The organism is Paraburkholderia fynbosensis, from assembly GCF_902859935.1.
In the GTDB taxonomy this organism is placed as follows: domain Bacteria; phylum Pseudomonadota; class Gammaproteobacteria; order Burkholderiales; family Burkholderiaceae; genus Paraburkholderia; species Paraburkholderia fynbosensis.
Map to the genome: position 1 here is coordinate 57,539 of NZ_CADIKI010000019.1, position 13,469 is coordinate 71,007.

Consider the following 13,469-nt stretch of genomic DNA (forward strand, 5'->3'; position numbering starts at 1 on the left):
GACGAGGCAATACCCAGCCACGCATCACGCACCCACGTCACGAGGCGCCGCCCATGTTTCGGAGAACCCGGTGACTGACAGGCGCAGCGACGATGTACAGCATGACCCGGCGGCAGGCGTGGCGGCGATCGCCGTGCCCACACGGGAGGCACTCGAAGCGCATCTCGCGCCGTATGCGGCGCATTCCGCGCAATCGCGCGGACGCCGTTATCCCGAAGCCGCGCCGAGCGCGCGCACCGAGTTTCAGCGCGACCGCGACCGCATCGTCCACTCGACGGCATTTCGCCGGCTCGAATACAAGACTCAGGTGTTCGTGAATCACGAGGGCGACCTGTTTCGCACACGCCTTACGCACAGCCTGGAGGTCGCGCAGATCGCGCGTTCTGTGGCGCGCAATCTGCGCGTCAACGAAGACCTCGTCGAAGCCATTTCGCTTGCTCACGATCTCGGCCATACGCCGTTCGGCCATGCCGGCCAGGACGCGTTGAACGAATGTATGCGCGAGCACGGCGGCTTCGAGCACAACCTGCAAAGCCTCGCGGTGGTCGACGATCTGGAGGAGCACTACGGCGCGTTCAACGGCCTGAACCTGTGCTTCGAAACGCGCGAGGGCATCCTCAAACACTGCTCGCGGGACAACGCGCGGCGGCTCGGTGCGTTGGGCGAGCGTTTTCTCGAAGGACGCCAGCCATCCATCGAAGCACAGATCGCGAATGTCGCGGACGAGATCGCGTACAACAATCACGACGTCGACGACGGTCTGCGCTCAGGCCTCCTCACGGTCGAGCAGCTTGCCGAAATCGAGTTGTGGCAGACGCATTTCGAGGCGTCGCGTCGCGATTTTCCGCAGATCGAAGGGCGCAGGCTGATCCATGAGACGGTGCGGCGAATCATCAACACGCTGGTCGTGGATCTGATCGATACGACTCGGGAGAACATCGCCCGGCATGCGCCGGCCTCGCTCGAAGCCGTGCGCGCTGCGCCCGCGCTCGTCGCTCACAGTGACGCGATTGCCGCTCAGGCTGCGGCGCTCAAGCGCTTCCTGTTCAAGAACCTGTATCGTCACTACCGCGTGATGCGCATGGCCAACAAGGCGCGCCGCGTGGTGATCGGCCTGTTCGACGCGTTCACGGAAGACCCGCGGCTATTGCCGCCGGACTATCAATCGACGGACGTGACGCAGCAGCCGCGACTGATTGCACACTACATCGCGGGCATGACGGATCGCTATGCGGTGAAAGAGTATCAACGGCTGTTCGTGATCGACGACAACTAGAGCACAGCGTGCCAATGCTCGTCGGCTCCCGCTTGGGGCGCCGACGCATGCGCACCCTCAGAATCGCGAACTGATCGCCGTCAGTCAAAGCCGCCGGAATCATGGCGGCTCGACCCTTCACTCAGCGTAGCCAACGAGTGCAACTCGGGCGCGCACGGAAGTGCACCTTCGGCGCACCTCAGCGCAACCGCGACGCGAACAAGGCGCCGGCGATCAGCGCCACCCCGCCGACGATCGCGATCGTCTGCCACGGATTCTCATGCACGTAATCGTCCGCGTCGGACATCGCGACTTCGGCGCGTTCACGCACGACTTCGCGGGTGTCGTTCAGGCGGGCGCGCGCGGCGTCCAGCTGTTTGCGCAGCTTGCCGCGCAATGCCACCGCGTCCGCCTGGGTGCCGTCCGCCAGTGTGGATTCGAGTTCGGTCAACAGCGTGCGCAGCTCGCCTGCGATGTCTTCGGCCGCATGGCGGCTATGGCGGGCGATGCGCCGCGCGCGGCGGCTCGTGCTGGTCCAGGATTCGCCGAGGGCGTCTCTCGTATTCGGAAGGGCTGTCATGGTCGCTCCGTCGATGAGGGTGAAAAAAGTTCACGCGTTGTCACCGCGACGCGCTAGCGCGTCACGACGCGGAAACACCGTGAGAACGCAACTTCGGTGCCAAACCCGGTAAAGCCCTCGGGGCGTGGCGCGGGTGAAGAATCCTTCGCAGATATTGCACGAGCCGAGCCGATTCCGGGTCAAATTTACAAATGCTCACGCATGCGTGCCGCACCACGTTTGCCGTACCGCAGATCAACCCTTGCTGCGAGCGCAAATAGAAACGCCGTCATCGGATGGATGACGGCGTTGTCCAACCCACGAAAATTCGACTAACCTAGCTCTACGCCCCCAATTTCTCCAAGCGTTAGAAACGGTAACCAATGTTGACGTAAGTAACGATCGGGTTCAGCTTGATCTTGGTCTGCGACTGCACGTTCAGCGTGCCCACCGGCGTGTTCGCGGCGGTGTTCAGCTTGGCCGTGGTGCTGAGCGGCAGGTACGAGATCGAGACGCCCGCGAACCAGTGCTGGTTGAACGCGTAGGTGAAACCGGCATTAAACACCGGCTCCCACGAACTATCCGTGGTGACGCTGGTCGGACCATGCAGAACGTTGGCTTCGAATGCGCTGTTGGTGATCTTTTCGTCCGTGAACCAGATGCGGCTCACGCCGATGCCGAGATACGGACGGAACGCAGCGGTCGGAGCGTTGAAGTAGTACTTGAACAGCAGAGTCGGGCTCCATTGTTTCGCCTGCCCCAGCTTGCCGAATTGTTCGAAGCTGCCCGTGCCGTTCAGATCGAAAGAGGGCGGGTAGCCCATGACCAGTTCGGTGGCGATGTGGTCGGTGATGAAGTAACCCGCGGTGATGCCGAAGGTGTCGGCTGAACTGAGTGATGCCCCAGTGTTCGGTTCTGTGATGTTGGTCGGGCTGCCGCCAATGCTTGTCACGCTCAACGGGTCGCTGCTCGATTGAGGCGCAAGATGGAACCAGCCCGTCGTGACGTAAAAACTGCCGGCCGATTGTGCGTGCGCTGCCGTTGTCATGCAGACTAGCGCCGCCATCCCCGTTACGGCCTGTTTTAATTTCATATGTGCTCCTCCAAAAAAGGCCCGCTCATTATGACGAGAACGTTTGAAACAAACCATACGCGGCAGTTAGAGCTTTCTCCCTAAGCGCCGCACGGTTTCTGGCTCAGCCGCGCCGCGCCGAACCTTGAGCGCATGCGGTTCTTCGGACCTTCGGGTATGTACCAACGCGACTATTGGATACTCCAGCATGGCACGGCTTGCACGTCTTTATGTTCCTGACCAGCCGCAGCACGTCATCCTTCGCGGGCTCGATCAGCAGCCCGCATTCGTCGACGACCAGGACTACGAGCTTTTCATCGACTGCCTGAAAGCGGCTTCTCGCGACCATCATCTTTCGATCCACGCGTACGCATTGATGCCGGGCGCCGTGCAGCTGCTCGTCACGCCGACGGAAGAGTCGAGCTTGCCCAAGGCGATGCAGGCGGTGGGTCGTCGCTATGTCGCGCATTTCAATCGACGCTACGCGCGCCGTGGCACGCTGTGGGAAGGTCGCTATCGGGCCACCGTGATCGAAGGCGAGCGTTACTTCCTGCTGGCAAGCCGTGTCGTCGAGATGTGTCCGGTGCGCGCGCAACTGGTCAACGCGCCGGAGGACTATCGCTGGTCGAGCTACCGTCACCACATCGGCCTTACGCTCGACAGCCTGATCACCGACCATCCGTTGTACTGGTCTCTGGGCAACACGCCGTTCGAGCGTCAGCGCGCGTACCGCGAATTGTGCGAGCAGCCGCTCGACGAACGCGAAGCCAGCCAGCTGCAGCAGGCCACGCTGAAAGGCTGGGTGCTGGGCAGCGATACCTACCGGGAATGGGCGGCGCGGGCCGCAAACCGGCGCGTCTCACCGCTGCCGCGCGGGCGGCCGCGCAAGGTCCGCGAAACGCCGCACACGCAATAAAGCGTTTCGCGTCAAAGGTCTACAGAGAAACGGCATCGCGCATGCCGTTTTTCTTTTGCGCTATTTTGATGTGGCACCAATAAAAAATGCGTGCGATGCACCAATCTGATAATCGGGGTTCGATCAACACGTTTTATTTGCTATTCCATTGATTCGTCGCGTATATTCCGAATTCCGGCGCTTTTTGATACGCGTAGCATCCAGCGTAACGAGCGCCGTCGTGGTTGCGATGCCAACTGCGGCAATAGAAAAATGGTTTTAACGGCCTGTCCGGCCCCTCACAGACGGTGTCCCCATGAACGACCACCTGCAACCGACTCACCCGGTTCCCGCCGCGCAAGGTCTGTACGACCCGCAAAACGAGCACGACGCCTGTGGCGTCGGCTTCGTCGCTCACATCAAGGGCCACAAGAGCCACGAGATCATCGAGCAAGGCCTGAAGATTCTCGAGAACCTCGATCACCGGGGCGCCGTCGGCGCCGATCCGCTGATGGGCGACGGCGCGGGCATCCTGATCCAGGTTCCGGACGGTTTCTATCGCGAGGAAATGGCCAAACAAGGCGTGACGCTGCCGCCGTACGGCGAGTACGGCGTCGGCATGGTGTTCCTGCCGAAGGAACACGCATCGCGCCTCGCGTGCGAACAGGAGCTCGAGCGTACGGTGAAGGCCGAGGGCCAGGTCGTGCTGGGCTGGCGCGACGTGCCGGTCGACCACACCATGCCGATTTCGCCCACCGTGAAGGCGAGCGAGCCGCTGATCCGCCAGATCTTCATCGGCCGCGGCAAGGACATCATCGTGACCGACGCGCTCGAGCGGAAGCTGTACGTGATCCGCAAGACCGCGAGCCACCGCATCCAGGCGCTCAAGCTCAAGCACGGCAAGGAATACTTCGTCCCGTCGATGTCGGCGCGCACGGTCGTCTACAAGGGACTGCTGCTGGCCGGTCAGGTCGGCGTGTACTACCGCGACCTGCAAGACGAGCGTACGGTCTCGGCGCTGGCGCTGGTGCACCAACGCTTCTCGACCAACACGTTCCCGGCGTGGGAGCTGGCTCACCCGTACCGCATGATCGCCCACAACGGCGAAATCAACACGGTGAAGGGCAACGTCAACTGGCTGAACGCCCGTACCGGCGCAATCGCGTCGCACGTGCTCGGCGACGACCTGCCGAAGCTGTGGCCGCTGATCTATCCGGGCCAATCGGACACCGCCTCGTTCGACAACTGTCTCGAACTGCTGGTGATGGCCGGCTACCCGCTCGTCCACGCGATGATGATGATGATCCCGGAAGCCTGGGAACAGCACACGCTGATGGACGACAACCGCCGCGCGTTCTACGAATATCACGCCGCGATGATGGAGCCGTGGGACGGCCCCGCCGCAATCGCCTTCACCGACGGCCGTCAGATCGGCGCGACGCTCGACCGTAACGGCCTGCGTCCGGCGCGCTACATCGTCACGGATGACGATCTCGTCATCATGGCGTCGGAAGCGGGCACGCTGCCGATCCCCGAGTCGAAGATCGTCAAGAAGTGGCGTCTGCAGCCGGGCAAGATGTTCCTGATCGACATGGAGCACGGTCGCATCATCGACGACAAGGAACTGAAGGACAACCTCGCGAACGCCAAGCCGTACAAGAGCTGGATCGACGCGGTCCGGATCAAGCTCGACGAAATCGAGGCGAAGGCCGAAGACGTCGCGACGGAACGCCGCGAAGCCGCTGCTTTGCTGGATCGTCAGCAGGCGTTCGGCTACACGCAGGAAGACCTCAAGTTCCTGATGGCGCCGATGGCGCAAGCCGGTGAAGAGGCGGTCGGCTCGATGGGCAACGACTCGCCGCTCGCGGTCATGTCCAACAAGAACAAGACGCTGTATCACTACTTCAAGCAGCTGTTCGCGCAAGTCACGAACCCGCCGATCGACCCCATCCGTGAAAACATGGTGATGTCGCTGGTGTCGTTCGTCGGTCCGAAGCCGAACCTGCTGGACACGAACAACATCAACCCACCGATGCGCCTCGAAGTGTCGCAGCCCGTGCTCGACTTCAAGGACATCGCGAAGATTCGCGCGATCGATCAGTACACGGGCGGCAAATTCAGCTCGTACGAACTGAACATCTGCTATCCGGTGGCATGGGGCAAGGAAGGCATCGAGGCGCGTCTCGCGTCGCTGTGCGCGGAAGCCGTCGATGCGGTCAAGTCCGGCTACAACATGCTGATCGTGTCGGACCGCAAGACCGACCGCGACAACGTCCCCATTCCGGCACTGCTGGCCACCGCCGCGATCCACACCCACCTCGTGCAGCAAGGTCTGCGCACGAGCACGGGTCTCGTCGTCGAAACCGGTTCGGCGCGTGAGACGCACCACTTCGCGCTGCTCGCGGGCTACGGCGCGGAAGCCGTGCACCCGTACCTTGCGATGGAAACGCTCGGCCAGCTCGCCAGCGGGCTGAAGGGCGACCTGTCGGCGGAGAAGGCGGTCTACAACTTCACCAAGGCAGTCGGCAAGGGCCTGATGAAGGTCATGTCGAAGATGGGCATTTCGACCTACATGTCCTACACCGGCGCGCAGATTTTCGAAGCGGTCGGTCTCGCTGAAGACCTCGTGCAGAAGTACTTCAAGGGCACGTCGTCGAAGGTGGGCGGTATCGGCCTGTTCGACGTCGCGGAAGAAGCGATCCGTTTGCACCGCGACGCGTTCGGCGACAACCCGATCCTCGCGAACATGCTCGACGCGGGCGGCGAGTACGCGTACCGGGTGCGCGGCGAAGAACACATGTGGACGCCGGATGCGATCGCCAAGCTGCAGCACTCGGCACGCAGCAACTCGTACCAGACGTACAAGGAATACGCGCATCTGATCAACGATCAGACCAAGCGCCACATGACGTTCCGGGGTCTGTTCGAATTCAAGTTCGATCCTACCAAGGCGATCCCACTCGACGAAGTCGAGTCGGCGAAGGAGATCGTCAAGCGTTTCGCCACCGGCGCGATGTCGATGGGCTCGATCAGCACCGAAGCGCACGCCACGCTGGCGGTTGCGATGAACCGCATCGGCGGCAAGTCGAACACCGGCGAAGGCGGCGAGGACGCGAACCGTTACCGCAACGAGCTGCGCGGCATTCCGATCAAGAACGGCGACACGATGAAGTCCGTGATCGGCGACGAAGTGATTGTCGACATTCCGTTGAAGGAAGGCGATTCGCTGCGCTCGCGCATCAAGCAGGTTGCGTCGGGCCGTTTCGGCGTGACGGCGGAGTACCTCGCGTCGGCCGATCAAATCCAGATCAAGATGGCGCAGGGCGCGAAGCCGGGCGAAGGCGGTCAGCTGCCGGGGCACAAGGTGTCGGACTACATCGGCAAGCTGCGTTACTCGGTGCCGGGCGTCGGCCTGATTTCGCCGCCGCCGCACCACGACATCTACTCGATCGAAGATCTGGCGCAACTGATTCACGACCTGAAGAACGCCAACACGGCGGCCAGCGTGTCGGTGAAGCTGGTGTCGGAATCGGGCGTCGGCACGGTTGCCGCGGGCGTCGCCAAAGCGAAGGCCGATCACGTCGTGATCGCCGGCCATGATGGCGGCACGGGTGCATCGCCGCTGTCGTCGGTGAAGCATGCCGGCACGCCGTGGGAGCTGGGTCTCGCCGAAACGCAGCAAACTCTGGTGCTGAACCAGTTGCGCGGTCGTATCCGCGTGCAGGCCGACGGTCAGATGAAGACCGGCCGCGACGTCGTGATCGGCGCGCTGCTCGGCGCAGACGAGTTCGGCTTCGCGACGGCGCCGCTCGTCGTCGAAGGCTGCATCATGATGCGCAAGTGCCACCTGAACACCTGCCCGGTCGGCGTCGCGACGCAAGATCCGGTGCTGCGTGCGAAGTTCCAGGGTCAGCCGGAACACGTCGTGAACTTCTTCTTCTTCGTTGCGGAAGAAGCGCGCGAGATCATGGCGCAACTGGGCATCCGCAAGTTCGACGACCTGATCGGCCGTGCCGAACTGCTCGACACGAAGAAAGGCATCGAGCACTGGAAGGCGAAGGGTCTCGACTTCTCGCGCGTGTTCTATCAGCCGCAAGTGCCGGCCGAAGTGGCGCGCAAGCACGTCGACGTGCAGGACCACGGTCTGGACAAGGCACTCGACCACACGCTGATCGAAAAAGCGAAGGCGGCGATCGAGAAGGGCGAGCACGTCTCGTTCATCCAGCCGGTGCGCAACGTGAACCGTACGGTCGGCGCGATGCTGTCCGGCACGATCGCGAAGAAGTACGGCCACGACGGTCTCGCCGACGACACGGTGCATATCCAGTTGAAGGGCACCGCAGGTCAGAGCTTCGGCGCGTTCCTCGCTAAGGGCGTCACGCTGGATCTGGTCGGCGACGGCAACGACTACGTAGGCAAGGGCCTGTCGGGCGGCCGCATCATCATCCGTCCGACCAACGATTTCCGCGGCAAGTCGGAAGAGAACATCATCTGCGGCAACACGGTGATGTACGGCGCGATCGAAGGTGAAGCCTTCTTCCGCGGCGTGGCGGGGGAGCGTTTCTGCGTGCGTAACTCGGGCGCGACGGCGGTCGTCGAAGGCACGGGCGACCACGGTTGCGAATACATGACGGGCGGCACGGTCGTCGTGCTCGGCGAAACGGGCCGTAACTTCGCAGCCGGCATGTCGGGCGGCGTCGCGTATGTGTTCGATCCGGACAGCACGTTCGCGAGCAAGTGCAACAAGTCGATGGTCACGCTCGATCCGGTCTTGCAACAGGCCGAACAGGAACGCACCGTCGACAAGGGCCTGTGGCACGCCGAGACGACCGACGAGGCACTGCTGAAGGGGCTCATCGAGCGTCACTTCCAGTTCACCGGTTCGCCGCGTGCGAAAGCGCTGCTCGAAAACTGGGACGCATCGCGCCGTCAATTCGTGAAGGTGTTCCCGACCGAATACAAGCGCGCGCTGAGCGAGCTGGCAGCGAAGAAGGCGAACAAGGAAGTACTCGCCGCCTGATTCGCTTCGCTGCCCGTCAGCAGGACGTCACCATTAGCCGTACCCGCCGCCGCTCGGCAATCCGACGCGCGGCGGGTCCAGATCACCCCTAGATACAGATAGAGAAGAGAACCACATGGGCAAGGCAACCGGTTTTCTCGAGTTCGAACGCCGCCACGAGGCGTACGAAGCTCCGCTCACGCGTGTGAAGCACTACAAGGAATTCGTCGCAGCTCTCAGCGACGACGAAGCGAAGATTCAAGGCGCACGTTGCATGGACTGCGGCATTCCGTTTTGCAACAACGGCTGCCCGGTGAACAACATCATCCCGGACTTCAACGACCTGGTGTTCCATCAGGACTGGAAGAACGCGATCGAAGTGCTGCACTCCACGAACAACTTCCCTGAGTTCACGGGCCGCATCTGTCCGGCACCGTGCGAAGCGGCGTGTACGCTCGGCATCAACGACGACCCGGTCGGCATCAAGTCGATCGAGCACGCGATCATCGACAAAGCCTGGGCCGAAGGCTGGGTGGCGCCGCAGCCGCCGAAGCACAAGACCGGCAAGAAGGTCGCGGTGGTCGGCTCTGGCCCCGCGGGTCTCGCTGTCGCGCAGCAACTCGCGCGCGCGGGGCACGATGTCACCGTGTTCGAGAAGAACGACCGCATCGGTGGTTTGCTGCGTTATGGGATTCCCGACTTCAAGCTGGAGAAGTGGCTGATCGATCGCCGCATGCGCCAGATGGAAGCCGAAGGCGTGACGTTCCGCGCCAACGTGTTCGTCGGTAAGGCGGATTCGCTGCCGGCCTACATCGGCAGCACGGCAAAGGAAACCATCACGCCGGCCGAGCTGAAAGAACAGTTCGACGCGGTCGTGGTCGCCGGTGGTTCGGAAACGCCGCGCGATCTGCCAGTGCCGGGGCGCGAACTCGAAGGCGTCCACTATGCGATGGACTTCCTGCCGCAGCAGAACAAGGTCAATGCCGGCGACAAGGTCGCGAACCAGTTGCTCGCGAAGGGCAAGCACGTGGTCGTGATCGGCGGCGGCGATACGGGTTCAGACTGCGTGGGCACGTCGAATCGTCACGGCGCGAAGAGCGTCACGCAATTCGAGTTGCTGCCGCAACCGCCGGAAGAAGAGAACAAGCCGCTCGTGTGGCCGTACTGGCCGATCAAGCTGCGCACGTCGTCGTCGCATGACGAAGGCTGCGAGCGCGATTGGGCGGTTGCGACCAAGCGCCTCGAAGGCAAGAACGGCAAGGTCGAGAAGCTGATCGCCGCGCGCGTCGAATGGAAGGACGGCAAGATGCAGGAAGTGCCGAACTCGGAATTCGAAATGAAGGCCGATCTGGTGCTGCTCGCGATGGGCTTCACGCAACCGGTATCGCCGGTGCTCGAGGCGTTCGGCGTCGACAAGGATGCGCGCGGCAACGTGCGCGCGTCGACCGAAGGCGACAAGGCGTATTACACGTCGGTGGACAAGGTGTTCACCGCGGGCGATATGCGTCGCGGCCAGTCGCTGGTGGTGTGGGCGATCCGCGAAGGCCGTCAGTGCGCGCGTTCGGTCGATGCGTTCCTGATGGGACATTCGGAACTGCCGCGCTAAAACGTCTTCGGCCGGTTTCCGTTGTGGTCCGCGCTTGGGATTGCGTGACACGGAAACCGGCCACTGCTTGCAGGAAGAGGTGGAGACGACAATGTGCCGAACAACGGCACACAAACGGTACATCAAAGCGGTGAAAAACAAAGCCGGGCCGCCTGAGAGGGCGGACCCGGCTTCTTGGTGTCTGGTGGTTCGCGGGCCTGGCGCGAATGCGCCGTTACTTCCGATACCGCACCAACGTCAGCCCATCGAGATCGATCTCCGGTTTGCGCTGCGCGATCAGATCCGCGACCACGCGTCCCGAGCCCATCGACATCGCCCAGCCGGTCGAACCGTGCCCGAGGTTCAGCCACAGATTGTCCACGCCGGATGGGCCGAGCAGCGGCGCGCCATCGGGCGTCATCGGCCGGCGGCCGACCCAGAAATGCGCGGACGTGGGATTGGCCGCGTGCGGGAACCAGTCGGCGAGTACTTTCATCAACGTCTGCAGCGCCTGTTCGCGCAGGGTGGATTGGCCATTGCCCAGCTCCGCCGTCCCCGCCACGCGCAAGTTATTGCCGAAGCGTGTGATTGCCGTTTTCAACGACTCGTCCATCAACGCGGCGCGGGGGGCCTTTTCTTCGTCGGTGATAGGCAGCGTCGCCGAATACCCTTTCACGGGATACAGCGGCACTTTCACGCCGAGCGGTGCGAGCAGCGCCGCGCTATCGACGCCCAACGCCACCACTACCGCGTCGGCCTGCCATGCTTCGCTACCGCGTTCACTGTCGACACGCACGCCGCGCACCGCTGCGCCTTGCACATCGAGCGACGTCACACGCGTGTCGAAGCGAAAGCGCACGCCGCTGCGCTCGCAGATCGCGCGCAGCTCGCGGGTGAAGCGCGCGCAGTCGCCGGCTTCGTCGTCGGGTAGATAGAGACCGGCGAGCGGCGTCTGACGGGCCCAGCGCAATCCCGGTTCGATCTCCACACATTGCGCCGCGTTGATTTCCCGATGCGCAATGCCCGCGTCGCGCAGCACCGCGAGCGCCGGTTGAGCGAGTTCGAGGTCGTACTCGCTGCGAAACAGTTGCAGATAACCCTGGCTGCGACCGTAATCGAACGGATGGCGGCCGCGAAACTCGTGCAGACAATCGCGGCTGTAGTAGGCGATGCGCTGCATCCGCTGTTTGTTGACGCGAAAGCGTTCGAGGTCGCATTCGCGCAGCCAGCGCGCGATCCAGCGCCATTGCGCGGGATTGAACGTCGGCCGGAAGATCAACGGCGAGGTTGGCTTGAACAGGTATTTGAGGATTTTGCCCGGCATGCCCGGCGCGGCCCACGGCGTCACGTAGCCCGGAGCGATTACGCCGGCGTTGCCAAAACTGGTGGACAGCGCGACGTCGGGTTCGCGCTCGATCACCGTGACGTCGCAGCCTTGCTGGCACAGGTAAAAAGCGCTGGCGACGCCGATGACGCCGCCGCCGAGAACAATCGTTTTCATGTGTGTGTACTGCAAATTCAGGCGAATGCCGGCGATTTCAGATGGCCGCGCGTGCCGAGCCGAGCACCTTGCCCTTGGTTTCCGGCAGGCACAGCGCGGCGACGATCACGAGCAGATAGCCCGAACCGGCCACGATACCCATCGCCTTCACGAGCGTCATGGTTTGCGACAGTGTACCGACCAGAATCGGGAAGAACGAGCCGAGCCCGCGTCCCAGGTTGTAGCAGAAGCCCTGGCCCGAGCCGCGTATCTCGTTCGGATAGAGCTCCGACAGATACGCACCGACGCCCGCGAAGATGCCTTGCACGACGATCCCGAGCGGGAAGCCGAGTGCGAGCATCATGACGTCGGTGATCGGCAGCATCGTATAGACCATGCCGAGCACGAACGAGCCGATGGCGAACAGCACGAACGACGCGCGCCGGCCGATCCTGTCGCACAGAATCGCGCCGACGATATAGCCGGTGAACGAGCCGACGATCAGCACGATCAGATAGCCGCTGGTGTTGAACACCGACAGGTGGCGCACGGTCTTCAGATAGGTCGGCAGCCACGTGGTGATCGCGTAATAGCCACCGAGCATGCCGGTGCACAATGCGCTGCCGAGCAGTGTGGTCTTCACGTGAGCGGCCGAGAAAATCTGCATGAAGTGCGAGGTGTCGAAGCCGCTTTCGCGCGCGCGGCGCGTCTCGAGATAGATCTCGGGATCGCTCACATTGCGGCGGATGTAGATGATCCACGCCGCGGGCAGCAGGCCGATCCAGAAGCACGCGCGCCATGCGTACTGTTCCGGCAGCAGCGCGAAGGCTGCCCAATAGACGATCGCCGCCGCGGCCCAGCCGAACGACCAGCTGCTTTGCACGGTGCCGACCGCCTTCGCGCGATGCTGCGGCGAGCGGATGGTTTCGGCCATCATGATCGTCACGACCGACCACTCACCGCCGAAGCCGATGCCTTGCAGCGTGCGGGTCGTGAGCAGTTGCCAGAACGAGTTCGTGAAGCCCGACAGGAAGGTGAACACCGCGAAGGTGGCGATGGTCCACTGCAACACGCGGATCCGGCCGTAGCGATCGGCGAGAATGCCGGCGAGCCAGCCGCCGATGGCCGACGAGATCAGCGAGCTGGTGGCGATCATGCCGGCTTCGCTTTTGCTCATGCCCCAGGTCGCGATCAGCGTCGGAATGAGGAACGAGTAGATCATGAAGTCGAAGGCATCGACCGCATAGCCGCCGAAGCCGGCGTAAAGCGTGCGGCGCTCGCGCGTGGTCAGCTCGGTGAACCATTGGAGAGAAGGCATGTTTTGTTGTGGTCTCCAGGTCTTTCTGCCGGCGGGGGCTTGATAGTAGGGTGGTTGTATTCTACGGGGATGCGGCGTCCTGCGGCCAGTTGTGGTCAAAAATGGCAGCAGCGGTAATCGCTGATAAGCGCCGATAACCGGCGATAAGAGACGCAAGCAGGTAGAAACGAGTCCGGAAACATGCCGCGCGCCTTCGGCTGGCCGATCGAGCCGCCGCCAGTGGACAAACGCACATCTCGCCTTGCCTTACGAACTACTACTGTGTAACGCAAAAGATATTGACCACCGTTAAACTTCGCTCGCAGC

Annotated in this window: 8 protein-coding genes; 4 read left to right on the top strand and 4 right to left on the bottom strand. The window is 62.7% G+C overall.

Annotation, left to right across the window (positions count from 1 at the left end):
* Positions 1 to 70: 70 nt before the first annotated feature.
* Entirely contained in the window at positions 71 to 1,276 is a 1,206-nt protein-coding gene (locus HV770_RS27320; protein WP_175164688.1) for a deoxyguanosinetriphosphate triphosphohydrolase, read from the top strand.
* A gap of 178 nt (positions 1,277 to 1,454) precedes the next feature.
* On the opposite strand, the gene HV770_RS27325 is transcribed toward HV770_RS27320, so the two are convergent.
* On the bottom strand, positions 1,455 to 1,835 hold the full coding sequence (locus HV770_RS27325; protein WP_175164689.1) for an ElaB/YgaM/YqjD family protein: 381 nt from the start codon (positions 1,833 to 1,835) through the stop codon (positions 1,455 to 1,457).
* A 346-nt stretch (positions 1,836 to 2,181) separates the two neighbouring features.
* Positions 2,182 to 2,907 (bottom strand): OmpW/AlkL family protein, encoded by a 726-nt coding sequence (locus HV770_RS27330; protein ID WP_175164690.1) that lies wholly within the window; start codon positions 2,905 to 2,907, stop codon positions 2,182 to 2,184.
* A gap of 187 nt (positions 2,908 to 3,094) precedes the next feature.
* Here HV770_RS27330 and HV770_RS27335 point away from each other — a divergent pair, with 187 nt between their 5' ends.
* The 3 genes from HV770_RS27335 to HV770_RS27345 all read left to right on the top strand — a co-directional run bounded on the left by HV770_RS27335 (position 3,095) and on the right by HV770_RS27345 (position 10,386).
* Positions 3,095 to 3,802 (top strand): transposase, encoded by a 708-nt coding sequence (locus HV770_RS27335; RefSeq protein WP_168663499.1) that lies wholly within the window; start codon positions 3,095 to 3,097, stop codon positions 3,800 to 3,802.
* Between the two features lie 295 nt (positions 3,803 to 4,097).
* A complete protein-coding gene (locus HV770_RS27340; RefSeq protein WP_175164691.1) occupies positions 4,098 to 8,801 on the top strand; it encodes a glutamate synthase-related protein in 4,704 nt (1,567 codons plus the stop codon).
* A gap of 115 nt (positions 8,802 to 8,916) precedes the next feature.
* Positions 8,917 to 10,386 (top strand): glutamate synthase subunit beta, encoded by a 1,470-nt coding sequence (locus HV770_RS27345; protein ID WP_175164692.1) that lies wholly within the window; start codon positions 8,917 to 8,919, stop codon positions 10,384 to 10,386.
* 214 nt (positions 10,387 to 10,600) lie between these two features.
* On the opposite strand, the gene HV770_RS27350 is transcribed toward HV770_RS27345, so the two are convergent.
* Together HV770_RS27350 and HV770_RS27355 are read right to left on the bottom strand one after the other, a co-directional pair.
* The gene (locus HV770_RS27350) at positions 10,601 to 11,866 is read right to left on the bottom strand and encodes a D-amino acid dehydrogenase (protein WP_175164693.1); all 1,266 of its coding nucleotides are present in this window, start codon (positions 11,864 to 11,866) and stop codon (positions 10,601 to 10,603) included.
* 37 nt (positions 11,867 to 11,903) lie between these two features.
* Positions 11,904 to 13,163 (bottom strand): MFS transporter, encoded by a 1,260-nt coding sequence (locus HV770_RS27355; protein ID WP_175164694.1) that lies wholly within the window; start codon positions 13,161 to 13,163, stop codon positions 11,904 to 11,906.
* Positions 13,164 to 13,469 lie beyond the last annotated feature (306 nt).